General features: G+C 46.0%; 24 protein-coding genes and 1 pseudogene. 15 read left to right on the top strand and 10 right to left on the bottom strand.

What is annotated here, in order from left to right:
* Positions 1-46 precede the first annotated feature (46 nt).
* The 6 genes from ACDJ58_RS22300 to pstB all read left to right on the top strand — a co-directional run bounded on the left by ACDJ58_RS22300 (position 47) and on the right by pstB (position 6,297).
* Positions 47-913, top strand: a complete 867-nt coding sequence (locus ACDJ58_RS22300; RefSeq protein ID WP_413372980.1) for an aldo/keto reductase — start codon at positions 47-49, stop codon at positions 911-913.
* 280 nt (positions 914-1,193) lie between these two features.
* Positions 1,194-2,588: a stalk domain-containing protein gene (locus ACDJ58_RS22295; protein WP_413372979.1), complete on the top strand. Its 1,395-nt coding sequence runs from the start codon at positions 1,194-1,196 to the stop codon at positions 2,586-2,588.
* 55 nt (positions 2,589-2,643) lie between these two features.
* Entirely contained in the window at positions 2,644-3,507 is an 864-nt protein-coding gene (locus tag ACDJ58_RS22290; protein ID WP_413372978.1) for a phosphate ABC transporter substrate-binding protein, read from the top strand.
* Between the two features lie 107 nt (positions 3,508-3,614).
* Positions 3,615-4,583, top strand: a complete 969-nt coding sequence (pstC, locus tag ACDJ58_RS22285; RefSeq protein WP_413372976.1) for a phosphate ABC transporter permease subunit PstC — start codon at positions 3,615-3,617, stop codon at positions 4,581-4,583.
* Positions 4,580-5,488 (top strand): phosphate ABC transporter permease PstA, encoded by a 909-nt coding sequence (gene pstA / locus ACDJ58_RS22280; RefSeq protein ID WP_413372975.1) that lies wholly within the window; start codon positions 4,580-4,582, stop codon positions 5,486-5,488. The genes pstC and pstA overlap by 4 nt, the downstream gene beginning before the upstream one ends.
* Before the next feature lie 53 nt (positions 5,489-5,541).
* The gene (pstB, locus tag ACDJ58_RS22275; protein WP_413372974.1) at positions 5,542-6,297 is read left to right on the top strand and encodes a phosphate ABC transporter ATP-binding protein PstB; all 756 of its coding nucleotides are present in this window, start codon (positions 5,542-5,544) and stop codon (positions 6,295-6,297) included.
* Between the two features lie 311 nt (positions 6,298-6,608).
* On the opposite strand, the gene ACDJ58_RS22270 is transcribed toward pstB, so the two are convergent.
* Genes ACDJ58_RS22270 through gap form a run of 3 tightly spaced genes read right to left on the bottom strand, consistent with a single transcriptional unit; the run spans position 6,609 to position 8,856 of the window.
* Complete coding sequence (locus ACDJ58_RS22270) at positions 6,609-7,598, bottom strand: NAD-dependent epimerase/dehydratase family protein (protein WP_413372973.1); 990 nt, start codon at positions 7,596-7,598, stop codon at positions 6,609-6,611.
* On the bottom strand, positions 7,595-7,807 hold the full coding sequence (locus ACDJ58_RS22265) for a hypothetical protein (RefSeq protein WP_413372971.1): 213 nt from the start codon (positions 7,805-7,807) through the stop codon (positions 7,595-7,597). Before ACDJ58_RS22265 ends, ACDJ58_RS22270 begins: the two co-directional genes overlap by 4 nt.
* Positions 7,808-7,845: 38 nt before the next feature.
* Positions 7,846-8,856 carry a type I glyceraldehyde-3-phosphate dehydrogenase gene (gap, locus tag ACDJ58_RS22260; protein ID WP_413372970.1) on the bottom strand — a complete coding sequence of 337 codons (1,011 nt, stop codon included), beginning with the start codon at positions 8,854-8,856 and terminating at the stop codon, positions 7,846-7,848.
* A 256-nt stretch (positions 8,857-9,112) separates the two neighbouring features.
* Here gap and ACDJ58_RS22255 point away from each other — a divergent pair, with 256 nt between their 5' ends.
* A complete protein-coding gene (locus ACDJ58_RS22255) occupies positions 9,113-9,676 on the top strand; it encodes a TetR/AcrR family transcriptional regulator (protein WP_413372969.1) in 564 nt (187 codons plus the stop codon).
* Positions 9,677-10,078: 402 nt separating this feature from the next.
* The gene (locus tag ACDJ58_RS22250; protein ID WP_413372967.1) at positions 10,079-13,615 is read left to right on the top strand and encodes an S-layer homology domain-containing protein; all 3,537 of its coding nucleotides are present in this window, start codon (positions 10,079-10,081) and stop codon (positions 13,613-13,615) included.
* Between the two features lie 192 nt (positions 13,616-13,807).
* Here the strand turns inward: ACDJ58_RS22250 and ACDJ58_RS22245 are convergent, their stop codons facing one another.
* Entirely contained in the window at positions 13,808-14,674 is an 867-nt protein-coding gene (locus ACDJ58_RS22245; protein WP_413372966.1) for an AraC family transcriptional regulator, read from the bottom strand.
* Between the two features lie 190 nt (positions 14,675-14,864).
* On the opposite strand from ACDJ58_RS22245, the gene ACDJ58_RS22240 reads away from it, so the two are divergent.
* Together ACDJ58_RS22240 and ACDJ58_RS22235 are read left to right on the top strand one after the other, a co-directional pair.
* Positions 14,865-15,881 carry a quercetin 2,3-dioxygenase gene (locus ACDJ58_RS22240; protein WP_413379784.1) on the top strand — a complete coding sequence of 339 codons (1,017 nt, stop codon included), beginning with the start codon at positions 14,865-14,867 and terminating at the stop codon, positions 15,879-15,881.
* 76 nt (positions 15,882-15,957) lie between these two features.
* Positions 15,958-17,238, top strand: a complete 1,281-nt coding sequence (locus tag ACDJ58_RS22235) for an MFS transporter (RefSeq protein WP_413372965.1) — start codon at positions 15,958-15,960, stop codon at positions 17,236-17,238.
* 234 nt (positions 17,239-17,472) lie between these two features.
* Here ACDJ58_RS22235 and ACDJ58_RS22230 read toward each other — a convergent pair whose 3' ends face one another.
* Positions 17,473-17,688: a helix-turn-helix domain-containing protein gene (locus tag ACDJ58_RS22230; protein WP_413372964.1), complete on the bottom strand. Its 216-nt coding sequence runs from the start codon at positions 17,686-17,688 to the stop codon at positions 17,473-17,475.
* A 111-nt stretch (positions 17,689-17,799) separates the two neighbouring features.
* On the opposite strand from ACDJ58_RS22230, the gene ACDJ58_RS22225 reads away from it, so the two are divergent.
* The 4 genes from ACDJ58_RS22225 (at position 17,800) to ACDJ58_RS22210 (ending at position 21,282) form a co-directional block, all read left to right on the top strand.
* The gene (locus tag ACDJ58_RS22225) at positions 17,800-18,069 is read left to right on the top strand and encodes a hypothetical protein (protein ID WP_413372963.1); all 270 of its coding nucleotides are present in this window, start codon (positions 17,800-17,802) and stop codon (positions 18,067-18,069) included.
* A 197-nt stretch (positions 18,070-18,266) separates the two neighbouring features.
* Positions 18,267-19,301: an ROK family protein gene (locus tag ACDJ58_RS22220; RefSeq protein WP_413372962.1), complete on the top strand. Its 1,035-nt coding sequence runs from the start codon at positions 18,267-18,269 to the stop codon at positions 19,299-19,301.
* Positions 19,302-19,560: 259 nt separating this feature from the next.
* Positions 19,561-20,760, top strand: a complete 1,200-nt coding sequence (locus tag ACDJ58_RS22215; protein WP_413379782.1) for an MFS transporter — start codon at positions 19,561-19,563, stop codon at positions 20,758-20,760.
* A gap of 93 nt (positions 20,761-20,853) precedes the next feature.
* Positions 20,854-21,282 (top strand): SRPBCC family protein, encoded by a 429-nt coding sequence (locus tag ACDJ58_RS22210; protein ID WP_413372961.1) that lies wholly within the window; start codon positions 20,854-20,856, stop codon positions 21,280-21,282.
* A gap of 220 nt (positions 21,283-21,502) precedes the next feature.
* Here the strand turns inward: ACDJ58_RS22210 and ACDJ58_RS22205 are convergent, their stop codons facing one another.
* From ACDJ58_RS22205 to ACDJ58_RS22185, 5 genes and pseudogenes are all read right to left on the bottom strand, one after another.
* On the bottom strand, positions 21,503-21,643 hold the full coding sequence (locus tag ACDJ58_RS22205) for an IS3 family transposase (RefSeq protein WP_413372960.1): 141 nt from the start codon (positions 21,641-21,643) through the stop codon (positions 21,503-21,505).
* Positions 21,644-21,711: 68 nt separating this feature from the next.
* Positions 21,712-21,894 (bottom strand): transposase, encoded by a 183-nt coding sequence (locus ACDJ58_RS22200; protein WP_413372959.1) that lies wholly within the window; start codon positions 21,892-21,894, stop codon positions 21,712-21,714.
* Positions 21,891-21,986, bottom strand: a complete 96-nt coding sequence (locus ACDJ58_RS22195) for a hypothetical protein (protein ID WP_413379780.1) — start codon at positions 21,984-21,986, stop codon at positions 21,891-21,893. Before ACDJ58_RS22195 ends, ACDJ58_RS22200 begins: the two co-directional genes overlap by 4 nt.
* A 104-nt stretch (positions 21,987-22,090) precedes the next feature.
* Positions 22,091-22,255 (bottom strand): annotated as a pseudogene (locus ACDJ58_RS22190) (transposase); the annotation flags it as partial.
* A 112-nt stretch (positions 22,256-22,367) separates the two neighbouring features.
* Positions 22,368-24,128 (bottom strand): methyl-accepting chemotaxis protein, encoded by a 1,761-nt coding sequence (locus ACDJ58_RS22185; protein WP_413372958.1) that lies wholly within the window; start codon positions 24,126-24,128, stop codon positions 22,368-22,370.
* Positions 24,129-24,424: 296 nt separating this feature from the next.
* On the opposite strand from ACDJ58_RS22185, the gene ACDJ58_RS22180 reads away from it, so the two are divergent.
* Positions 24,425-24,658, top strand: a complete 234-nt coding sequence (locus ACDJ58_RS22180) for a hypothetical protein (RefSeq protein ID WP_053779192.1) — start codon at positions 24,425-24,427, stop codon at positions 24,656-24,658.
* Positions 24,659-24,989: the final 331 nt, after the last annotated feature.

Here is a 24,989-nt window from a genome sequence, read left to right as displayed (position 1 = left end):
AATTTATATCTAGTATATTACGTTTTTTTTGAGAGGAGCAGTCAAAATGAATTTGCATACAAAAGTGATTGAAGCAAGAAACGGAGTTCCCATTCCTCAACTGGGTTTTGGGGTTTACAAAATAACGAAAGAAGCAGAATTTACAACAGCGACTCGCGAGGCCATTCAGGTCGGGTACCGACATTTTGATACTGCCCGGATCTATGGGAATGAGAAAGCGCTGGGAGCAGAGATCCGGCATAGTCAGATTCCGCGCGAGCAATTCTTCATCACGTCGAAAGTCTGGAATACGGATCATGGCTATGAAGCGACCAAGAAAGCTTTCCAGAAAACGATAAACAAGCTGGGTGTCGATTACCTCGACATGTATTTAATCCATTTTGCCTCGCCAAAGTATATCGAAACGTGGAAAGCGATGGAGGAATTATACGAGGAAGGCAAGATCAGAGTCATTGGGGTCGCGAACTTTGAGATTCAGCATCTGGAAGAATTAAGGAAGCACGCGAAAATCTTGCCGATGATCAACCAGATCGAGACGCACCCGGAATTTCCGCAGAACGAACTACGTGCCTATATGGACAAATATCAGATTTTACATGAGGCGTGGGGTCCGTTGGGACAGGGGAATAAAGTGTTATTGCAGCATCCGATATTGAAGGAAATCGCTGATCATCACCATAAGACGGTGGCTCAAGTGATTTTACGTTGGCATCTGGAGCGGGGCGTCATCCTGATTCCCAAATCATCTAATCCAAAGCGGATCAGAGAAAATAGTGAAATCTTTGATTTTGAGCTTTCCACTGAAGAAATGGAGAAGATCAGCCGTCTGAACTCGGGTAAGAGGTATTCTATCCATCCAACAGGTTATATTGTGAATCCGATTTTTAATACATTGATGAAACTTTTTATCTAGGAAAATAAGTCGAAAAAAGAGTCGTGGGTCATATTCCAATGACTCTTTTTTGTGTGTTATGAAAACATTGACAATTCGTTAACAATTCCAGGATTTTCCGTTTACAAATCTCTCCTATAATTACAATCGTGATAGGTCATTTTTACTATGAACGTGGAAGTTTGGGGGGATGAGCGGGACAAGCTCTCATAAAGACGATATATGCAGAATACCAGACAGCAGGGCATGACAAAACAAGGCAAATTAAATGGATAGAGAAGGGTGACAAGAGCCAATGTCAATGAAAAAGGTGTTAGTGGTGTCCATGGTAGCAACAGTGTTAGGTACTTCTGTGGTTAGTGCAGTATCGGCTGCTCCTGTAGTGAAACCTGCGGCTAATGCAGCTCAGGTGCAAAATTCCACGCTTACAATAAACGGTAACAGCGTCGTCGTTCGTTCCATCGTTAAAAATGGGGAGACACTCGTGTCACTTCGTGATGTGATCAAAGCCATCGGCGCACAAGCCGAAGTACATAGCGGAACGACGGTGATCAAGCTGAATGATCACAGCGTGACGCTCCAAAACAATAGCAAACAAATCGTGGTAGATGACGTCAAAGTGAATCTGAATCAACCAGTTACTATCATCGGTGGTACAAGTTACATCGCTCTTCGTCCACTGGTGTCGGGCGTTGGCGGTACGATTGTCAAGCGAAACGGACTGCTTGAGATCAGTACGGTATCCTTGATCGATGAAGTCGAGAATCCTCGTTTTGCCGGAGCGGATAAGCTGATTGTCTCCAAGAGCGATAACAATGGCAGAAACGATTATCTCGTCAATACGACAAGCGGCAAATTTGAGTTGTTGTTAACGACAGACGGTGGATCGGATCTCGTTATTTCGCCAAGTGGTGATCAAGCGGCTTATACGAATGCCGAAGGAGCCGTTTATGTTATTGATCTGAAGACCAAGGCTTCCAAACTGATCACGAGCGACAACAGCATCAAGCCTGAGTTGGTATGGTCTTCTGACGGGAGTGCAATCTACTTCCTGCAAGGGGATAAAGGGTCCGTGATTGCCAAGCTGAATCTGGCGGATGGCGCGATTACGAAAGTGGTCGAAGACAAGGTGGACTATAAGGAAAACCTGAATGTTTCTGCTGACGGCAAGAAATTCATCTATACCGTAACAACACTTGGTACCGTAACTTCGGATACAACCAATGTGGATGAAGACAATGTCTCCATTGATTTCTCATCCAATCAACAGCAAATATTTTCGTATAACAAAGCAGATTCAAAACCAGAGGCTATGAAGCTCACAACATCAACTGACGACAAGGTATTTGTATGGTCTGCTGACGGACAAAAAGCCTACTACGTGAGTGTACCTTCCGAAGACGGTAAAGCATCATTGCTGTCTGTGGATTCATCTCAAAAGTCTACGCCGGTGTACACCGAGTACGATGTAGAACAAGCTATTCTGTCGGGTGGCATCTTGTATGTACTGGCGGCCCAGGATGACAACAACAGCGTGATCCTTTCGATCGACCCGGTAACTGGAAAACAAACCAAGCTGTACACCGTATCTTCCGATGTATCATCCATCGCGGTTGCCGGAACACAAATCTCTGTGGTTGAGAACGGCCGAGTTCTGGTGCAAGCTGGCGGAAGCTGGAGAGCCGTTACGAAGTAATGTTTTATATCAAATATGATCACAAGCTTTTTAATTCGAGAGGAGTTTAATTAACATGAAAAAATGGATCAAACCCTTCACAGCAATGCTTATGGCTGTATCTCTGATTGGTGGACTGGGTGGCGCAACGACAGCATCAGCTGCCAAGAGCACGGAGAAAGGTAAAATTGTCATTAACGGTTCCTCCGCATTGCTTCCGCTGACGCTTCAGGCCGCCAGCGAATTCAAGAAAGATAATCCAAAAGTTAAAATCTCGGCTTCCGCAGCAGGTTCCATCACAGGTCCTCAATCCGTTCGTAAAGGGATCGCGGACATTGGTGCTGTGGACTGGGATGCATCCAAAGATGTACCTGGCTTCAAGAAATTTGATGGCTTAGTAGCCAATCCGGTAGCTGTAACAGTGTTCACGGCTGTCGTTAATACCAATGTGGGTGTAAGCAATCTGACAACAAAACAACTGCAAGACATCTTCTCCGGCAAAGTGACAAACTGGAAGGAAGTCGGCGGATCGGATGCCAACATCGTTGTGGTTAACCGTAAATTTGGTTCAGGTACACGGGTTAACTTCCAACAAAAAGCACTGGACGGCAAGGACCTCATGAGCAAAGGGGACAACTACAAAGAGGTTGGCTCCAGCGGCGATATGAAAACAACAATTGAAACGACACCAAATGCAATCGGTTATATTGACCTTCCGTATGTAACTAGCAAAATGAAGGCCGTATCAATCAATGGCGTAGCACCAACAGAGAAAAACGTCCTGAACAAAACATACAAAGTATGGGGCATTGGATATTACATGACCAAAGGTCAACCTACTGGAGCAACCAAAGCGTTCATCGAGTATATCCAAAGCAGCAAGTTCCAGAACGGTTCCCTGAAAAAATTGAAATTCATTCCGCTTGCTGCCGTTAAATAACGAAAACTGCGAACGTCCATCATTCTCGCATTTCATAAGGAAAGGGATAGCCAGCTTCTGCGCACGGTCGCCAAGCTGGCTTCTCTATGTGAAAGGAAGAGCCCTTCATGATCGATTTAAATCCATCCACGAACAGCCCTGCTCCAAGTGAGCTTGGTTCAAGCATCGGCAAGGCTCCCGGATCGGGAACCCGGTTTGACCGTAAGGCGCGTTTAAGATGGTCCAATAAACTGTTTCGCATGATCTGTATTGGCAGTACATTGTTCGTTTGTCTGGTTCTGTTATGCATTCTGGTCCTTATGCTTCGTACGGGCGTTCTGACCTTTGCGGATGTTTCGCTCAGCGAATTCTTTTTCTCTACCAACTGGGACCCGGAAAATGAGCATTACGGCGCGCTGACCTTTATTCTGGGAACGCTGGCACTCACGGGGCTCACGATGCTGTTTGCCATTCCAATCTCCGTCATCATTGCTGTGTTTCTGGCCGAAATGACGCCCAAATGGCTTCGCCATATTCTGCGACCAGTACTGGATCTGCTGGTGGGTATTCCTTCTGTGGTATACGGTTTCTTGGGACTGACGATTCTCATCCCCTGGCTTAGGGATATCAGTGGACATGATCTGGCGGACGGTTTGCTCGCAGCGTCCATCGTTCTGACGATTATGGTGCTGCCTACCATTAGCCGGATCAGTGATGATGCCATATCTGCTGTACCGAACAAATACCGGGATGCAGCTTATGCGCTTGGTACGAACCGATTCCAAACCATAACTCGTGTGGTCTTGCCTGCTGCAAGAAGCGGAATCATGTACGCCGTCATTCTTGGGATGACTCGTGCCATTGGAGAAACGATGGCTGTGGTGATGGTCATCGGCAATACGGCGCAGCTCGCTAACAGTCTGTTCACGCCAACAGCGGTGCTGACAAGTAATATCGTCATGCAAATCTCAAGCGTCGAATTCGATTCCACCTGGAATCACGGGCTGTACATGATGGGCTTTATCCTGCTTGCCATTTCCATCTTGATGATTGTAGCCGTAAGAATGATTCAGAAAAAAGGGGGACGCTACTCATGAGTATGAAGAAGCAGGCGAACGCTGTCCCCGCCTATTCGTTCGGCAAACGCAGAGGTGCATCCACGCTGATGGACCGGATTTTTACGGGCATGGTATGGGGTGTAGGGATTGTCGTCATTTTATTCATTGTTGGACTGTTATTTCTTCTTCTGGAAAAAGGGTTGCCTTTGCTGAGCTGGGACTTTCTATATGGTGTTCCAAGCGAGATTGAAGAAGGAGGAGGGATTGGGCCGGCGCTGTTCAACTCGTTCTATGTGCTGATTCTATCCCTCCTGATCTCCATTCCCATTGGCATGGCGGCCGGGATTTACCTGGCGGAATTTGCCCCAAACAACAAACTCATGGAGATCGTGCGGATTTGCGTGGAGGGACTGTCATCTGTTCCATCCCTCATCTTTGGATTGTTTGGTATTGCCCTGTTTGTGGAGTTCTTCGAAATTGGTCTTACGATTCTGGGCGCCGCCGTCAGCCTTGCCTTTCTGAATCTGCCTGTGCTTACCAGGGTAACCGAGGAATCGGTCCGGGCGGTTCCGGTTGAACTTCGGAATGCGTCCTTTGCACTTGGCTCCACCCATTTGCAGACGATCCGTAATGTATTGCTGCCGGTGGCTATAAACGGAATCATGACAGGCATTTGCCTCACGGCAGGTCGGGCATTCGGTGAGAGTGCCGTCATTATTCTGACCGCAGGGGTGTCTACTTCCGGGGAAATGTGGGACTTTAATTTGCTATCTCCGGGTGGAACCCTTGCTGTACATCTGTGGTACATTCAATCCGAAGCCATTGTGCCGGATGCCCAGGAAATTGCGCAAAAGACAACGGCTGTGTTGATCTTTGTGGCCTTGCTCATTAATATTCTGTTCCGTGTGCCGCTGTGGCTGAATTCACGCAAAAATCAAGCCTGATGTGTCAGGCTGAACCAGTAACAAGATCAATTTCAACACCGGGAGGAACTATTGTGCGGTCAATCATTGAGATCAACAAATTGAATTTATATTACGGTCAGTTTCAGGCGCTTAAGGATGTCTCCATTGAAATTCCGGAGCGGGCCATTACCGCTTTTATCGGACCGTCCGGCTGTGGCAAATCGACGCTGCTGCGGACCCTCAACCGCATGAATGACCGGATACCCGGAACACGTATCGAAGGTAAAGTGGCCGTAGGCGGGACGGACATCTACAGCGGCGAGGTGCATGTGGAAACCATTCGCAAGAAGATCGGTATGGTTTTTCAGCAGCCGAATCCTTTTCCGAAATCCATCTACGATAATGTGGCCTTCGGCCCAAAACAGCACGGTATCCATGGTAAGAAGAAGCTGGATGAAATCGTGGAACAGAGCCTGCGTTCTGCTGTCCTGTGGGATGAAGTAAAGGATAACCTGAAGCGTTCCGCGTTAAGTCTATCCGGAGGACAACAGCAGCGCCTCTGCATCGCACGTGCACTGGCAGTGGAGCCGGACATTCTGCTTATGGATGAGGCTACGGCGTCGCTTGATCCCGTCTCGACCTTCAAGATCGAGGAGTTGGCTCATGAGTTGAAGGAACGTTATACCATCGTGATGGTCACACACAATATGCAGCAAGCAGCTCGGGTTTCTCAGCAGACGGTGTTTTTCCTGAATGGGGAGGTAGTGGAATACTCCGCTACCAAAGACTTGTTTGCCGAGCCCGTTGATTCGCGTACACAGGACTATATTAGTGGTCGATTTGGTTGATTCTGAATCGGCAAGAGGTGGAAGTCTTTCAGATATGATCTGGAAGGCTTTTTTGATTTTTGTTTATTTCAACAGACCATGATACAGATTGATTCAATTATCTCATACTTAATGAAGTAATCACTAAACTAACAGAGCACTTTAGTTCAACAAATTAAGGAGCAGTATCGCCGGTGGCGACTGCTCCATTTTTTTATTACGCTAATAGGCTTTTGATGATTTTGTAGTGCTCATGCCCACCAAATTGGCCAAAAGAGCCAGTCCAGAGAACAACTTACCATCGCGATTGCCGTCGTTTACCCTCCAAAGCATTATCGTCGAGCAGATGGTTCCTCATAGCTTTGCAAGCCGGCCTCGCGCAAAGTTCTTCCGAGATAGCCCAACTCCCGACGTGCAGCGGCATCGTTGACGGTGAACTCACGCCCAATCATGCGTATCATCGAGCGTGAGATCGGCGGATCGCTGTCTTTCCGCGTGACGCCCCAGATCGTGTCGAACAGCCGGCCAATGGCAGAGGCGAGCCAGTAGGGTATCGAACGCAGTTTATCGATGGACAGGTCCTGCAAGTTCGCAAGCGAGGCGACGAACTCACGGAAAGTCTGCCCATCCTGGTCTTTGATGAAGAAGGCATGGCCGCCTTCTCCGCGTTCAAGAGCGCATTGTATGGCTTCAACTACATTGTCCACATGGCAGGTTGAAAAAGGGTAATCGCCACGGTCGATGAACGCGAACTGTCCAGATTTGACTGCTTCGGGAAGCGCTCGGCTAAACGGATCACCCGGCCCCCAGATAGCCGGTGGGCGAAGCGCGATCGTGCGAAAGCCGGGTTTGTTGGCTGCCAGAACCAATGAATCGGCCCGTGCCTTGCTCGCCAGGTAGGCGGAGAAGTGGTTCGGAAAAGTCGGCGCGCTTTCATCGGCATCGCGGATGAGCGTACCGCCGTTATCCATGTGGATCCCCGCCGCGCTGATGTAGACGAATGTCTTCGCACGGGCGGACTCGGCTGCCTTCAGCAAGGCTACGGTGCCATCGACGTTGGTACGGAGGAAGGGTTCGCGAGGCCCTGAAAAGCGGAAAAGGGCGGCCGCATGCACAACTGCATCGATCATCGGTAACACGATTGGCGTGCTGCTTTCGAGATCGGCATCAACCGGCGTCGCACCCATGGCCTTGAGTTTGGCGTGAGATGATACAGAGCGTGTGAGGGCGAAAATCTGGTGACCATTCTCCACGAGCTTTGGGATCAGGCGGCCACCGAGCAAGCCAGTGCCTCCCGTGACGAGAATTTTCAATGTGATCATCCTTTCGGTTCGGAATTCAGGATAGTCCGCATGGCGCCGCCGCGGTTTTGCTCAAGAACCGCAGAAGTGGGTGGTTCCACCTTGCGTAGCCGATCTGTGACGTGAAAGCAGGGATGCAGCATTCGCAGACGCCCACTAGCGTCAACAGACTCGCCTCCCGTCAAAACCAGACTAATGCCGAACAATCGATCATCGTAAGTGGAGTCCATCCTCCATGGGACTTTCCTTCTCTCCATCCTTTGATTATTTATCTAGCGATCTTAGCGAAGTGCTCCAGCGTACGAACCAATTGGGCTGTATAAGACATTTCGTTATCGTACCAAGCTGCGGTTTTCACCAATTGCTGGTCACCGACTGTCAGAACTTTCGTCTGCGTGGCGTCGAAGAGCGAACCGAATGTGATGCCTTTGATATCGGAAGATACAATTTCGTCTTCCGTGTAGCCGAAAGTTTCTGGATCGGAAGCTTCTTTCATAGCAGCGTTAACTTGCTCAACAGTTACCTTGGTATTCAAAACGGCAACGAGTTCTGTCACGGAACCTGTTGGAACAGGTACACGTTGAGATGCCCCATCCAGTTTGCCCTTCAGTTCCGGAAGAACCAGACCAATGGCTTTTGCGGCACCGGTGGAGTAGGGAACGATGTTCTCCGCTGAGGCGCGCGCAGCTCGGAAATCGCCTTTTGGATCCGGAGCGTCAAGCGTGTTTTGGTTACCCGTGTAAGCGTGAACGGTCGTCATCAGCCCGGATTGGATACCAAACTTGTCGTGCAGAGCTTTAGCCATAGGGGCCAGGCAGTTGGTTGTGCAGGAAGCGCCGGAAATGACGGTTTCCGTTCCGTCCAGTGTGTCATGGTTCACGTTGTATACGATCGTTTTCATGTCGCCTGTAGCAGGGGCGGAAATGACGACTTTCTTCGCTCCGCCTTTCAGGTGAAGCTCGGCCTTTTCTTTCGTGGTGAAGAAGCCTGTACATTCGAGAACAATATCAACACCAAGCTCTCCCCAAGGAAGCTCTTCAGGATTCCGCTTAGCCCAAACCTTAACCTCTTTGCCGTTTACTTTGAAGGTTCCGTCATGAACTTCAATTTCACCGTGAAAAGTGCCTTGTGTCGTATCATATTTGAGCAGATGAGCTAACATTTTAGCGTTCGTAAGGTCGTTAATCGCTACAACCTCGACGCCTTCCACATCTTGAATTCGGCGAAAAGCTAGTCGTCCGATTCGTCCAAAACCGTTTATACCTACTTTTACAGTCATTGAAAAATCCCCCTATAAAGTTTTATTTATTCCAATAAGCGAATGCCAGTGATGAAATAAAATGGGCCAGCGCTATTTCATTCTAGAATGGCCTATTGTATAATGTTAAAAGAGACCGATCGGTATCTTCATATTAGCATGATATTAATGAATTGCAAGACGAATTGAGTAATTCATTTAAAACAAATGAAATAAAAAAAAGGTTCATACGGAGGAACTCATGAAAAAAGGGGACAGAACACGGGAACATATCATTATGAAATCGGCTGAAATTTTTAACCAGAGAGGATATGCCGGTACATCGCTAAACGATATTATTGCCGACACAGGAATTAAGAAGGGGGGCATCTATCGACATTTTGCCAGTAAAGACGAGATAGCGCTTGAAGCCTACAATTATGCTGCCAGTATGGTCGCCAGAAAATTTTCTGATGCGGTCGATCAAGAGCAGTCTGCGTCAGGAAAGTTGGTTGCTTTTTTTCGTGTCTATGAGAATGTCGTCAACGATCCACCATTTATTGGCGGGTGTCCCATGCAGAATACAGCTGTAGAAAGTGACGATACTCATTTGGAGCTTTGTGGTCAGGCAAGGCAAGGGCTGCATAGCTTTTTGGATATGATGAAACGTATTATTCGTGACGGCATTCAAGCTGGGGAGTTTAGGGAGGATCTGGATGTGGATGCGCTAGCATCATTTGCATTTTCCTTGTTGGAGGGAGGGATTTTACTCAGCAAGTTGGATGGGGATAACAAGCACATGCTCATGAATAAAAAAATCTTCTCGTCCTATTTGCAGCAATGCTGCTTAAAGACCTGTTAATCTGGTGTACTGGCACATCGAAATGGAGCTGGGCATCATCGATGACAACTCAAGTTCAATGATAAATATGTCAAAAATTGAGTATGTAATAATACGCCAGAACGGAAGCCAGACATATTCCTAATAGACCACTAGTAGTGGTGGAAATTCCCTGAATGGTGAACAAAATATGAATTTTTATTCAACCTCTTGCAACCTCTCTCTAGTACATTTCAGCACCTCAATATGGAGGAGGAGAGAGCATGATCTTCATATACCCAGCAAAGGAAATCGTTAACGAAATGTAAAGCAATGCAGGAATATGTAAAATTTTTAATAGGCGCTTTCATTGCGTTGACCCTGTCCTCAAAGTTTCTTATATTTACTCCCGACACAACAACTCAGAACGGTGGTGGGATGATTTTGTTCAACAATAAAGGAAAGAAAATGCTCGCTATGCTTACGCTTATACCACTGGCTACGGGACTTGTAATGGGAGCTTTCCCTGCTGCGGTAACCTATGCGGATGCGGGAGATAACACTCCAACCAACAGCTCGGCAACAGGTTCATGGCAAACGGGGGATTTGCACGTACATACCTTTGAGTCCGATGATGCGCAGAATTCGTTGGAAAACGTACTTGACGCAGGACTGACGAAGTATGGTCTGGACTGGATTGCGCTTACGGATCATTTGCGGTTATCCAAGCGGGATCAGAATGGAGTAGACATTCCAGGTGGATCGATTCCGATGTCCAAAGGGATGAACGAATATCAGGTGCCACAGATCAAAGCACTTCAGGAAGCGGGCAAATACGCAGGCAAAACGATCTTCTCCGGTTTCGAATGGGACATGCCGACACATGAACACGTTGGGGTGGGGATTCTGACGGATGAGCCGAATTCGACCGAAGCGCTGGAAGCTGCAAACGAATTTGAGTATCGTTTTACCAATCGGGATGCGAATCTGTTCGATGCGGCTGACGTAGCGAATTGGGATCTGACGGGGGGACGTGCCTATACGACTCATCAGGATGCACTAGCTGCTATCAATTGGCTGGCAACCAAGTATCCAACGACGAGTTATGCGATGATCAATCACCCTTCACGGGGCAAATACAAATATACCATCGCGGACTTCCGTGAGTTCAACGATCTGGCTCCACAAGTTGTTTTTGGTATCGAAGGTATGCTGGGCAACCAGATGGAACCGGATCGTGGCGGGTATAACTCGAGCTACAACGTAGCCAATCCGACCGCAGATGATGGATACAAATACCGTACATACGGTGGTGTGGACTATATGGTCGCCAAGGTGGGCGGTCTGTGGGATGCATTGTTGGGAGAAGGGCGTCACTTCTGGAACTATGGCAATTCGGATTACCATTTCAAGACGATTGACACGAATTCCAGCGGTTATTTTCCGGGCGAATATGCCAAGACCTATTCGTGGGTTGATGGTACTGGGATGCAAGCCGTGCTGGAAGGACTGCGTTCGGGGAAATCATTTTCCGTATTCGGTGATCTGATCAACGCACTGGACTTCACGGCTTCCGGCGCGGGTACTAAGGCTGAAATGGGCGGAGACCTGGGTGTGACCCAAGGTGACGAAGTGGAACTGAAAATCCGTTTCAAGAGTCCAACCACGAGCAACAACTATGAAAAACCAATCAACAGCGGCACGTCCGCTGGACAAGTACCGGTGGTAGATCACGTAGATCTCATCGCGGGAGATGTGACGGGCAAGGCTGAGAAGGGCACACCCGCATATTCCAAAGACACGAACGACTCCACCAAAGTACTGGCTACCTTCACGTCCAACGATTGGACAACAGATGCCGAAGGTTACAATGTCATCACGTACAAGATCAAAGCTACAGACCAGGATAAATATTATCGCCTGCGCGGTACAAATCTGGGCATGAATGTTACTGGTGAGACTTTAGATGGTGAACCGCAACTTGATCCGAAGATCACAACAGCGGATGCAGAGACTCGTTTCAATGAGATTAATGATCAGAACTATCGCGACCTGTGGTTCTACTCCAATCCGATCTTTGTGAGTGCTACACCTTACAGTGATGCACAGGCGGTAACGGATACACTTCAAGCAATTGATCTGGGCGATCTGAACGCGGTCACTTCTGACCTTACCCTTCCTGTTGAAGGAAAACATGGAGCCACGATTAACTGGTCCAGCTCCAACCCGGAATTGATGGATGCACAGGGGAAACTTCTTACACAGCCTGAGAATAATGAGCGACTGGAATTGACGGCAACGGTACAACGTGGCAGCGAAATGGATACCAGAACGTTCACTGTCATTGTGGAAGGAACAAATAATCAGGTATTGGTGTTAAAAAGCAACATGACCACTGCTGACGGCCAGCCGTATCATACGGATACATGGACAAACCAGTCCGTAACGGTGAGTGTAACCAGCGCAGTATACGCGCCAGCCGCTTCGGCGACCATCGAGTTGTCTCGTGATGGAGGGCAGACGTACGAACCGTATACAGAGAATACGCCTTTGGAGATAACGGAGTCGGGAGAGAATAAGTTGTTATTCAGAGCGACAGACAATCTGGAACAAACGTATACTTTACCTCTGGTCATTAAAATAGACCGTGAGATTCCCGTCATCACCCTGCAAGGCAGCAGCCAGATGACATTAACTGTGGGAGATACGTATAACGAGCCTGGAGCACAGGCTACCGATAATGTTGGCATCCGTGGTTCCGTGCAGATGGACGGCACAGTGGACACACAAGCAGCGGGGATCTACACCCTTCGTTATAACGTGAAAGATATTGCCGGCAATGCTGCACAGGAAGTCACACGTACGGTTACCGTACAAGCCCGTTCGGGTAATGGCGGCGGGGATACAGGTGGTAATAATGGAGGCAACTCTGGCGGGAATTCGGGAGGAAGCACACCAAGCGTACCAACAACGCCTACCGTTCCAACCACACCAACCAACCCGGATACGGGAACAGATTCAACTACTGAAGTGAAGGTAGAGGTCGAAGCGAATCAGCCAGTCCAAACGGGTCTGAAAGACATCGTGCAATTCAACGCTCCGGCTGGAGCCATTGGGGAAAAAGATACATTGCAGCTGTCCGTTGTGTCCCAGGACCAATTGCAAAATGCAGCTTCACTGAACGTACTGGGCCAAGCGGTACAGATTACTCGTAGTGGTGGGCGGACATTGAACGATCAGGCAGCACTGAGCCTGCAATATGATGCTTCCAAGCTGCCTCAAGGAGCGCAGCCAGCGATCTACTATTATAATGAAGCCCGTCAGAGCTGGGTATTCATTGGTGGCAAGACGAATGCAGCAGGAACAATATCGGCTAATGTGAATCATCTGGGTACCTTTGTTGTGTCCAGTTACACAGCTGCTAATCTGTCCGATCTGAATGGACACTGGGCATCCGACTATGCGGATCGTTTGATTGGCATGGACGTTATCCAGGGTTACACCGATGGTACATTCCAACCATCCAAGAAGATTACACGGGCAGAGTTTGTTACGTTAATCAGTAAGGTACTGGCTTTGAAGTCCGTGCAGTCGGATACGACGTTTGCAGATCAAGACAGTCTGCCAGATTGGGCGAAGAGCGACATTGCCGCAGCCGTGCAATCCGGAATCGTGAAAGGCTATGGAGACAATACGTTCAAGCCTAATCAGACGATCACTCGTGCCGAGATGGCTGTGATGATGGCGAATGCATTGAAGTTAAGTGCAGATGCACAGTCGGGAGCGAGTGGGGATGCTGTGAAACCAAGCTTCACTGACGCATCGCAAACTCCAGCTTGGGCACAAGATGCGCTGAATACAGCCGTTCAGGCCCAAATTGTGAACGGTTATACGGACAATACGGTTCGTGCGGGAAATATGACGACCCGTGCGGAAGCCGCGGCAATGATCTATAAGCTGCTGTTGGCGTTGCATGTTTAACTAGTAAATTAAAAATGTTTAACGAAAAGAGAAGTACCCCGTAAAGAGGTACTTCTCTTTTTTATGTTAATACAATGGTCACTATCTGCTTATACAAATAACCACAAAAGCCGTACATAATTTCTGTAACGGATTTTGTGGTCTTCTTATTTTAATAAAAATATGTGCACACTATCGCACATCGCATGTGAATCACGATCCTTGAGGCTGCCTGAACTCTTTAGGGGTCATTCCGCATTTTTCCTTAAATATCCGATAAAAGTACTTCATATCCTGTATTCCAACCTCTCTGGCAATGGTTTGCACACTCCAATCGGTTTCGGATAACAGTTCGCAACTTCGTTGTATACGTTTATTTTGTATCATCTGTGTCAGGGTGAGCCCGGTAACCTGCTTGAATGTTCTTTGTAAATGGCGAGGGCTTATGGCAAATCGCTCACACAAACGAGTAAGAATGGCGGATTCATTATAGTGACTGGATATATAGTTCACTGCAAGTTGAATGTGGTCGGTCAGATCCTCTTGTGTAGACTGAAGATCACTTGACTCGGCATGCCGTATGCGAGTTAACAAGTCCAGCAGATGAAGATACAGTCGGTAACGATAGCCGGATTCCTTACATTGAAGTTCAAGGTGTAAAGCGTACATGATCTTCCCGAATTCTTTCTTGTTCTCAGTTACTTTGAAGCCGTTCCCCAAATTACGAAATGGTTGAGTGAGCTCATCAATATCATCATAGATCATGCGATCACCGATGGCTTGATGTCCTGATAATATGTGCTTCTCCACAAGGCAATTCATGAGCGTGACAGACTGATTGAATGTGGTCTGGAACACATGTCTCGTATCTGTAGGAATGAACAACAAGTCTCCACGAGTGATTGGGATACAGCTGTCATCAATCGAGAGTGTTCCTTCACCTGCCGTCACATAAGACAATTCATAAAATGAGTGTGCATGCTTCTGACATTGGTTATTTCGTATTTCTACCGGATGCATGGAAATGGGAGTGTCATGGAAAGGGTGCTCCATGTAATAGGTTGAATCGTTAAAATTCATAAACAGGAGGCCCCTCCCTCTTCAATTTTTTATTATTTAATTTTAATGGATTAAGCGAGTGACTTCAATCAATCAGATGTCGCATTTGCCCATAGGTTGGTCGCCCTGGACCATTTTTTATATAGGGTGAAGTCCTTAAAATGAACATGAATAAAGGAATGGAGGAGAGAATCAAGTGACATCAACATTAATGAGTACATTGCCTCAGACAAGAATGCCTTATTTACTTCGTAAAGGAGAGGGCACGAGTTATACGTTCGGTAAACAGGTAGTTACGGTCATGGCGGATGCTGACAGTACAGGAGGACAGTTCGAAATGTTCACCATCGCTGGGAGTAAGGGAGAGGTGTTTCCCCTCCATTTTCACAACAGCAGTTATGAATCTTTAATGGTTCTGGAGGGAAGAGTTGAGTTGGTAATCGACGGGCAATATCATCTTCTAACTTCTGGAGACTATGCACATATACCGCCAGGGACAAGGCATGCCTATCGGTTTGCAGGTCATCGAAATCGTATCGTTTCCTATTCATTACCGGGGAATATTACGTCTATCTTTCCTGTCATCGGTTTGGCCTATTCTTTCAAGGATTACCCACCGCAGCCTCTACACGAATGGACGCAAGAGGATTTGATCCAAGCCTCCAAGGTAGCCGATATTGGTTTTGAAGACGGAGAGTTACAGTGGGGTACTTCCCAGCTTGTTGAGACAGGTGAAGTGCACGGCGGAGTCGTTCCTTATGTATTGGAGAGCGGGGAAGGGGATCGTCTCTTAACGGGAGATCAATTGCATCGCATTCTTGCGTCTCAGAAAAATACAGATGGCGCCTACATTTTTGTATCTACAGAAGGACCGAAGGGTGAACCTATTGTAGAGCATTATCATGAGAATCATGTGGAAACTTTTTATTGTGTACAAGGCCAGATGACCATGTGGGCGAATGGTGAAGAAATTCAGCTCCATGAAGGAGACTTCCTCCACATACCGGAAGGTACTACTCATGCCTATCGTCTTGATGCACCGTATACCCGCTTTGTTGGAATGCTGGAGTGCGGTTTGTTTGAGCCATTCTTCCGCATATTGGGAGAGCCTTACGAACATTTTATTTTCCCGAATGAACCTGGCCCGCTACGGATGGACCGCGTTATGGCTAATATGGATACTCTGGATCTGAAAGTGGTTGCCCAATCACCGTTGCATCGCAATTAAGTACATGATGGATAAAAAAACAAACCTTACACAACAATCACAATCGTATAAATTAATTTGGATTTTAGCCTTTGCGATGGTTATTTCCGTGATGAATTCCACGATGTTTAACGTGGCACTGCCTGATCTGAGAGTAGAATTCGGACTGACCTCTTCCCAGGTTAGCTGGGTGGTAACCGCGTATATTATTATATACGCCATAGGGTCGGTAACGTATGGCAAGCTGGCTGATATGTTCAAGCTGAAAAATTTGATTACATTTGGATTATGCTGCTTTGCAATGGGGTCACTAATCGGAGTACTGGCGGACAGTTATATGTTCATCATTGTGGCTCGAATTCTACAATCGATAGGAGCGTCCGTTATCCCGGCCTCTTCCATGTTGATTCCAATTCGTTATGTGGCTGAAGAGAATCGTGGAAGAGCTTTGGGGATTACCTCGGCTGGTATGGCTCTTGGAACAGCTATTGGTCCAATCATTGCCGGGTTCGTTCTTAGTATGGCAAGCTGGCGTTTTCTCTTCGCGATTTCCATTTTGGTACTTGTTACATTACCGTTCTTTCGAAAATATCTGGGTAATGACAAGGGTGTAAGAGGACAGGCAGATCTTCCAGGGGGGCTATTGCTGGCGGGCGTTATTACGCTGTTAATGCTTGCGATTACAAGACAAAGCTTGCTCTTGTTGCTGCTGATGTTAGTGACGCTCGTACTGTTCTGGATAAGGATGAGAAGATCGTCAGCACCGTTTATATCTCTTGAATTGTTTAAAAACAAACGCTACTCTCGCGGACTTCTCATCGGGTCCATGGTGTTGACTTTGAATTTGTGTGTACCTTATCTGATCCCCCAGATGTTAACCAGTCTCAATCAGTTGTCTGCGTTACAGATTGGGTTGGTGATGTCGCCTGGAGCCTTGTTTGCCGCATTATTTGGACTCTTGGGCGGGCGTATTACGGATAAAAAAGGGAATCGTTATCTGTTTTCGTGGGCATTTGGACTGCAATTCATTGCGTATACGCTACTGTATATTTTTACAGGTGGTTCGTATGGTGTGGTGCTGTTTGTTCTTATCGCTGCAAATACAGGACTGACATTTGCCCAGATTGCTCTTGCGAATACCGTTTCCAGAACCTTGCCGAGGCATGAGGCGGGTGTTGGTATGGGTGTCTATATGATGTGTAGCTTCATCGCTGGTGCGATCGGAACAACGATTCTTGGAACCACATTGGATGCAAAAGGGGCAAGCACTCAAGTATTCGGTTCAATTTATATCTTTTTTGGGATATGGATTGTGCTCTCCGCAGTATTGTTTCTTTTCTTTACCAAAAAAAGAGTGTCCGAATCTGCATCAACCTAGGTTGTACCTGGTATCGCCGTTTTAAAATCGATAGAAGTTTACTGTCATACGCAAGTTATTGAGCAGGCTGTCCCGCAAGTCATCTATTTTTCTCAACATGTGACAGTGATCTTGAAAAGTGCTTATCCACAAAATGAAAAGCTTTAGTATAGACTGGGTTAATATTAAATTTACAAGTTATGCACAAAAGGAATAGTAAACTGATGAGCATAACCAAGTACCATTTTAAAAAAATTAATAATTTTGAATCTCAATAATTTCCCTTATATCATCAATATCCAACGCCTCAGCGATCCGTTCAATATGAGCAAAGTTGATATTCTCCCGCTTTCCCGATTGCAACTCACTTAACGCAGCGTGGCGAATATCAGACAATCGTGCCAGTTCGCGCAGCGAGATATTATGTTTTTCCGTGAGTTTATGAATATTGACGACAACTTTTTTAGCCATGAGTATCACCACTCCTAAAATTTCCATATGGTCTTGACGTTACGCATGAGCGTACCATATACTTTTTGTATATCCGGTACTCTTATGCGTACCAATTTTAGGAGTGGTGACATGACAAGTACCGACAGCGAAGACCTGTCTTCGCAGTACGCACAACTCGTCCAACAAGAAGACGATTACGTTGATCAACTGGTCACATGCAACAAACTCATCCTGGACGCCATGGACATCATCGCAAAGCAGGCAGGTGTGCTAGACATGGATACCGTGAAACAGGCAGCATATCACCTACATGCCATGGAACAGGATCTAAATCGAAAGTTATTCAAAGTCCGACTGGAGAAGAGCATCTTGGCAAATCAAATGAGCCAGTCTACATAAACCACTTAACTAAAGGACAGTGCAGGATCACACAAGATGATCTTGAGCTGTCTTTTTGTCTGTCCATCCAAACGTTTTTCGCTCCCAAGTTAGCATTGACTTTTCTCCCAAATCCCCCTAAACTTCAATTATTAAAATACTTTTAAAAACATTCATTGAATGGTTCGAAATGAACGAGAGGAGGCATATAACTAACGATGTTACCCACATCACACAACACCCAACAGGTGAAGCGCATCAACGTCGAACTGGTGAAGAATACACTGCGATCAATGGGCGTAGGCACAAAGGCTTCCATTGCGAACCTGACCAAACTTAGCGTGGCGACATGCGGTACGATCCTGAACGAATTACTCCAAACGGGTGAGATTATGGATTTGGGCCCGGATGAATCGAGTGGGGGAAGACCGGCGAGTCGATATCAATTCAATGCGGACTACGCCAGTGTACTGTGCCTGATTATTCGAACGGAGGGCGGCATTCACTCGATCACACATACATATGCCAATCTGAACGGAGAGATGGCCGACGAACAGACACTCATTTTGGATGAGATCAATGTAACGGTGGTAGAGGATCTGATTGGGAATCTGATCGAACACCACAATGTGCAGGCGATTGGTATCGGCATACCTGGGGTGGCGCACAACGGCGTTATTGGCATTTGCGACGTACCGGAGCTGATGTATCAGCCACTTGGGCCAAGGCTCAAGGAGCAATATGAAGACGTGGAAGTGGTTATTGGCAACGACATGAACCTCACGGTCTATGGACTGTATAACCAGCAGCAATTTGAGGAAGAGAAGAACTTTGCGGTGGTGACTTTTCCGGAGAACCATTTTCCGGGTGCAGGTTTTATCATTGATGGTCGTCCGCTGACCGGGAATACACATTTTGGGGGCGAGGTGTCCTTTCTACCATTTGGTGTGTCACGGGAAGAGCAGTTGCGAATGTTGAAAACGACAGAGGGTTTGCAGGAACTCGTCGTACAAACGCTTGTATCCATCATCGCGATCATTAACCCGGCTACAATTGTAGTCACGGGGGATACGATGGACCCGGCGATGCGGGATGGCCTAACGCAAGGTTGTCTGGATCGAATGATTCCACTGGAGCATATGCCGGAGTTGATTATCCAAAGAGACACTCGGCGCGAATATGTGACTGGGCTGGTCGCGGTGACGCTAGAGAGCCTGACCTACCGTATTCAGGTAATTGAGAAGCAATGGTAAACAACTACTTTATGAAGTTAAGCAAAATAATTTACACGATAACGGAGAGTGCGGAGCCAATCTGAAGAGCGCCTTTATCACCGGATTTCTCCTTTAGGAAAGTGGATCAGAAAAATCTGGGGATAACAGCGATCGGAAGATGGTACTGCAATCGTAGTTATGAAGTGTAATCATTTTTTTGTACGCAATGGAGGAACTTATTTTGAATCAGCAAGCAGGTACAGAAGGAAACAAGAAAAAGTTCAACAAGCTGTACGCCATGCAACTGGCAACGATCTTTCTGGGATTTATCGTATTTGGTATATCGGAAAATATTAAGGGACCAGCCATACCGCGCATTCAATTCGACTTCAATCTGGATGAAAAACAGCTCGGTACGTTATTGTCCCTGAACGCACTGGGTTACCTGATCGCCTGCTCTTTCACCGCCATTCTTGTTCGCAAATGGGGTATCAAGGCGGTTAGCATCATTTCGTTTGCATCGATGATTCTCTCGGGTGTGTTCATTTATGTATCTCATACATATCCACTCTTTGCTTCATCATACTTCTTCATGTACATCGGAAACGGCATGCTGGAGATTGCGCTGGCGATTCTGGGGGCGCGGATCTTTGTGAAAAACACAGGTACGATGATGAACCTGTCCCATTTCTTCTATGGTCTTAGTTCGACGGTAGCACCTTTGCTGGCAACAGGCATCATGTCATTGACGGTATTCGGGCATGAACTGGACTGGAGAGGCATGTATCTGGTGATGCTCTCGCTCTGTCTGCTGCCGATCATTGCGGCGCTGCGCAGCAAGTTTCCAGGAGATGACCTTCCTCATGAAGATCGGACTTCACTGAAGACGTTAACACGTGATCCAGCCCTCTGGCTGATGGTGCTCATTCTTTCTTTTGGCGTGGTATCGGAACTGGCGGTTGGTGGTTGGCTCGTTAACTTTCTGGAGAAAGCCTACACGTGGGACACGGTTAAAGCATCTGGGCTGCTGTCTGCGTTCTTCCTCAGCTTCTCGTTGGGACGACTGCTGCTAGGGCCGCTTACGGACCGGATCGGATTCGTATTGTCATTGATTCTGTTCTCTGCTTTCTCGGCGGTATGTACGTTCGTCGCCATTGCAGGCGGAGAGAGGCTGGCATTTTTCTTTGCCGTATCAGGAGCGGGTATTGCGATGATCTATCCAACAGTCATGGCATTTATCGCACGCAGATATCCAAACGGCAGTGACACTGCGATTACGTTCACGGTTACCCTGATGGGGATTGGCAGTGTCATTGGTAACTATGTGATTGGTTGGGTGATTGAAGGCGTGAAGAATGCATATGGTCCAACCACTCAGTTGGGGCTATTGCGCGGACTTCAAGCAGGGTACGGATTCATCGGCCTATGCGCTGTGATCTGTGCGGCATCTGGAATAGTGTTGTACGGGTATTTGAAGCGGAAGCAGGAACTGATTTAGTTATCATTTTTTTGAGTTAAAACAGAAATCAGTACTTGATGTACTTATCTTAAGCATGAAACATAAATTATTGCAGTTAGAAAGGAGTAAGGCATGGCAAATATCGAGCACTTGCAAACCGTACATGTTCCAGCGTCGAAGGTGTATGAAACTTTAACTACTGCTGAGGGACTGTCGGAAATATGGACCAAAGAACTCATTATTAATAATCAGGTTGGCTTTATTAATGAATTTCGATTCGGCAGCAATGACATAACTAAGATGAGAATAGAGGAATTGATCACTAATAAAAAAGTCGTTTGGCAGTGTATAGATTCAGATCCAGAATGGATTGGTACGATTATTTCCTTTGATATTGAAGAGAAGAACGGGAAGTCTTTTATTACTTTGCGTCATACGAATTGGAAAGAAGTAACGCCATTTTATCGCTCCTGTAACTACAACTGGGCTATTTTCCTTTATAGTCTCAAATCTTATTGTGAAGATGGCGATGGTATCCCCTATCATAAACGTAAGTTTTAATAATTTGAGCTATATTGCTCATTCCGCTAACGAGAAACGATAGTTCAACCTCAATATATATGTTTTCTTTAAAGTAACAAGTTACTTTCTGATTAGGCATAGCATAAAAACATATAAAACTCACAGCAAGGGTTTCTGGAGATTTCTTAGAAACCTATGCCGTGAGTTTGTTCAGGTATTAGCAGAGAAAACCTTTTCAACACTGGGCATCGTTGATTAATTAAAGAGGACTGTTTGGACCACGATTAAATAGTTCATCACGGATACGGCGATAGCCATAACGTCCCTTATGTTCCTCATAAATGGAGCGAATAAGGAGTTTCAGGTCTGTGTCTAGATCGGGCTTGTCCAACTGTTTCACCTAGGAATAGAAGGTACTACGGGGGACTTCAGCGAACGCTAGCAATGCAACCACCGGGAATTCAAGCCTTAATTCATAGACAACTTGTGCTTTGTCTTGTTTGGTGATTTTTCCTTGTTTTGAACTAAGGCATTCAACTTTTTTAAGTAGGCGTTTTCCATACGCAAACGTTCTAATTCAGCTTGTAGAGCTTCAACGGATCCCTCAGCAGACTCTTTCTTTTTAAGCCCTTTTTTATTCTTATCCGTCATACGATGACGCCCTTTATCTTTGGTTTTAGGGCGTCGATTCCAATTTCATTGAACTCACTACGCCACCTTCGAATAACCCCTGGAGAAGAGATATTGAAAATGACAGCTGCTTCATTTGGAGACGTCCCATTTTCGTCATATAGTTGAGTGCGTCTAGTTTATATGGTAGGGAGTAAGCTGTATAGGTTTTTTCAAAAGCTTTTATACCGTGATATTCGTATTGCTTAATCCACATACGCAGGACTTCATGATTAATTCCCAAGGTTTTCGCAATGCTTTTAATCCCTTCATTTCCTGATAAGTATTGATGAATAGCTTCTATCTTCAAGTCTAAATTAAATTTCGACAAAAAAAACTGCACCTCCAATTGCTAGATAGTGTCTAACAATTGGGGTGCAGTTCACGTGATCGGCTGCCTTTGTTCAATTAACTCAGGTTAGTTCATAATTGCAAGTGCACTCGCATTTTAGAGATTAATACTTAAATTGGATTGTCAAACGCTCTAACTGCTGTGACATATCCGACAAGGTTGTGGCTAGGCTCGTAATTTGCTCCATTGAAGCCAGTTGTTCTTCTGAAGATGCAGCTATATTTTGTGAATTGTCTGCAGCCTGAAGCGCAAGATTTGAGACTTGCTCTTGACCCGCTGTTATTTCCTGGACACTTGCAGTTATCTGCTGTGTAACACTGGCGAGTTCTTCCGTTTGTTGCGCAATAAAGTTTGTGGACCCTACAATTTTGTTGAACTGTTGTTCTGTCTCACTAGCAATCTGTATACCGGAGTCGACGTCCTGTTTAACTCGTTCCAACGTTTTAAGAGATTGCTCTATATCTGTACGCATATCATGAATCAACGTGGAAATCTGCCCGGATGACTGATTCGATTGTTCAGCAAGTTTTCTTACTTCAGCAGCAACTACGGAGAAACCGCGGCCTTCTTCTCCTGCACGGGCAGCCTCAATCGAAGCATTTAAAGCCAGAAGGTTAGTCTGCTTTGCGATATCCGTAATGGCATGTAGCATCGTACCGATCTGCTGGCTGCGTTCATCAAGCATCCTCATTACTACATCGGTTTCATTAACGGAATGGTTAATCAGGTTCATTTGCTTCGCCGTGTGCTCTATGGCAGTACTACCTATATTCGCCAATTCCATCGCATCAACAGAAGAATCAGCAATAGTTGATGAGCTTTCCGCTATTCGCTGGATACCAATTGATATTTCCTCGAGTGAGTTGGTTGTCCTTTGAAGCATCATTTGTTGCTCTTGTGCGCCGACTGCGGATTCTTGGATCGAAATGGTGATATTCTCAGTTGCTTGACTGGTGTGCTCTGCTCCAAGGGTCAATTCTTTGGAGGATGAAGCTACCTGCTTTGTGGAGAGATCGACTTGTCTAATAAGATATCTCATTTTTTTAATCATTTCATTAAAGTCTTTAGACAGCTCACCTATTTCATCTTTGGACTTCATTTTGACTTCTTCAACGGTTAGATCACCGTCCGCAACTGACTTCAGTCGCTTTGCGATCTTAAGGATAGGCTTCGTTAGACGCCCTGAGACGATGCTGACGATAACTGATCCGAGAACTACTGCAATTGCCGTAACTATTATTACAAGATAAAGAACTTGCGTTGCACCGCTGTTGAACTCACTTAAATATGCACCTGAACCGATGATCCAGCCCCAATGTGGATCCATTTCAACATATGAAACTTTCGTTTCTATTTCACCTGTATCAGGTAGAGCCCACTTGTAGGTGACAAATCCCCCTCCGGCTGATCCAACCTTAACAAGCTCTTTTCCCAAGTACACGCCATCTTCCGTTACGACATCTGTCAAATCCTGACCTTCATTTGAAGGATTCATTACGGAATGAGCACCCTTATCAACTGCCCATGGATATCCTGTTTCCCCTACAGTATATTCACTTTTTACAGGCCGCTTATTATCTGCATTTTTTTCACCGAGCAGTTCGACGCGGAGTTTTTCCTGTGCTTGCTCCAATGTTAAATCTCCGCTCTCTACTTGCTCATTGAGGAGGCTAATCATGCCAATAACCATATTCACACTATTTTCAAGTGCTGCCTTACCTGATTCATTCATTTCATTTTTCGAAACCGTATACGAAGTGAACCCTATCACGATCGTGGGCACAATTAGTATAGCCAAGCATAGAGTGACTAACTTTGTTCTCAAAGATCTCATTTTTAGTATGGATACAATCTTTGTTTTCACTGTATTTCCCCCTCAACACAACAATTTACAGCTCCCATAACTTTAATAGTTAAAATTTAAAATAAAAGTCTGTACATAATATATCGAAAAAATATACTGTAAAATGAAGTCCTTGATCTATGCCTTTACTCTTATCTAAATCCACTTGACCTACTAAAAACATTGCGACTAGGATTTCGTGTTGGTTTATTGGTTTTTGTATAGAAATGAGTAATAACAAATATGAAGTATATTCATGCTGTTAATGGACTACGCTTAAGGTTAAATGTGCTCTTTATGAGGGAGGTCATCGTTTCTTGAAATTTGAACTAGGACGTTGCTTACTGAATGAACGATTGATGGAATCCGGAAAGTCAGCGGAATGGCTGGCAAAGGAATTGCTTTTTAAACCGGAACGAGTTTACGACTTTATTGAAAACAAAAGAGTGATGCCACTCAAAATTGCCATATCGATCGCCGATTCCGTCGGTTGTGATGTTCGTGCCTTGTATGAGTTAATTCCGAATGATTATGAAGTAATGGGAGACTAATGGAATAAGTGGTAGGTTCAATTAAGGCTACACATATTGATTCATTAAACTAACGGGTAGGGTAGCGTAACTAGGGCGACTTGAAAAATTGGAACCGCAATCGATATATAATCGCAAATAAGGTTCCCTTTAAAATCATCCTCAAACAAATATAAAAAAAAGTTCTTATCCTGAGTAAGGATTAGCACTTTTTCTACAACCAATTGTCGAGGGACAAGGACAAGAACATACTCCCGTTGAAGTCGCTATTTTAGCGGCTTTTTTTTTATCGGTACAAGTTCGTGTCCCGAGCCTTGAAACAAGTTATGCCGAGGGAAAGGACTTGTACCGA

It is taken from the genome of Paenibacillus taichungensis, assembly GCF_047302525.1.
In the GTDB taxonomy this organism is placed as follows: Bacteria; Bacillota; Bacilli; order Paenibacillales; family Paenibacillaceae; genus Paenibacillus; species Paenibacillus taichungensis_B.
The sequence above is the reverse complement of the archived record's forward strand: the minus strand, read 5'-3'. Positions and strand labels throughout refer to the sequence as shown.

Excerpts from the sequence above, each read along its gene's own strand:
- ACDJ58_RS22265 (WP_413372971.1), bottom strand. The coding sequence starts at position 7,807 with ATGGACTCCACTTACGATGATCGATTGTTCGGCATTAGTCTGGTTTTG.
- ACDJ58_RS22270 (WP_413372973.1), bottom strand. The coding sequence starts at position 7,598 with ATGATCACATTGAAAATTCTCGTCACGGGAGGCACTGGCTTGCTCGGT.
- gap (WP_413372970.1), bottom strand. The coding sequence starts at position 8,856 with ATGACTGTAAAAGTAGGTATAAACGGTTTTGGACGAATCGGACGACTA.
- ACDJ58_RS22230 (WP_413372964.1), bottom strand. The coding sequence starts at position 17,688 with ATGGCTAAAAAAGTTGTCGTCAATATTCATAAACTCACGGAAAAACAT.
- ACDJ58_RS22255 (WP_413372969.1), top strand. The coding sequence starts at position 9,113 with ATGAAATCGGCTGAAATTTTTAACCAGAGAGGATATGCCGGTACATCG.
- ACDJ58_RS22225 (WP_413372963.1), top strand. The coding sequence starts at position 17,800 with ATGACAAGTACCGACAGCGAAGACCTGTCTTCGCAGTACGCACAACTC.
- pstA (WP_413372975.1), top strand. The coding sequence starts at position 4,580 with ATGAGTATGAAGAAGCAGGCGAACGCTGTCCCCGCCTATTCGTTCGGC.
- ACDJ58_RS22215 (WP_413379782.1), top strand. The coding sequence starts at position 19,561 with ATGCAACTGGCAACGATCTTTCTGGGATTTATCGTATTTGGTATATCG.
- ACDJ58_RS22240 (WP_413379784.1), top strand. The coding sequence starts at position 14,865 with ATGAGTACATTGCCTCAGACAAGAATGCCTTATTTACTTCGTAAAGGA.
- ACDJ58_RS22245 (WP_413372966.1), bottom strand. The coding sequence starts at position 14,674 with ATGAATTTTAACGATTCAACCTATTACATGGAGCACCCTTTCCATGAC.
- ACDJ58_RS22220 (WP_413372962.1), top strand. The coding sequence starts at position 18,267 with ATGTTACCCACATCACACAACACCCAACAGGTGAAGCGCATCAACGTC.
- ACDJ58_RS22290 (WP_413372978.1), top strand. The coding sequence starts at position 2,644 with ATGAAAAAATGGATCAAACCCTTCACAGCAATGCTTATGGCTGTATCT.
- ACDJ58_RS22210 (WP_413372961.1), top strand. The coding sequence starts at position 20,854 with ATGGCAAATATCGAGCACTTGCAAACCGTACATGTTCCAGCGTCGAAG.
- ACDJ58_RS22295 (WP_413372979.1), top strand. The coding sequence starts at position 1,194 with ATGAAAAAGGTGTTAGTGGTGTCCATGGTAGCAACAGTGTTAGGTACT.
- ACDJ58_RS22300 (WP_413372980.1), top strand. The coding sequence starts at position 47 with ATGAATTTGCATACAAAAGTGATTGAAGCAAGAAACGGAGTTCCCATT.
- pstC (WP_413372976.1), top strand. The coding sequence starts at position 3,615 with ATGATCGATTTAAATCCATCCACGAACAGCCCTGCTCCAAGTGAGCTT.
- ACDJ58_RS22200 (WP_413372959.1), bottom strand. The coding sequence starts at position 21,894 with ATGACGGATAAGAATAAAAAAGGGCTTAAAAAGAAAGAGTCTGCTGAG.
- ACDJ58_RS22235 (WP_413372965.1), top strand. The coding sequence starts at position 15,958 with ATGGTTATTTCCGTGATGAATTCCACGATGTTTAACGTGGCACTGCCT.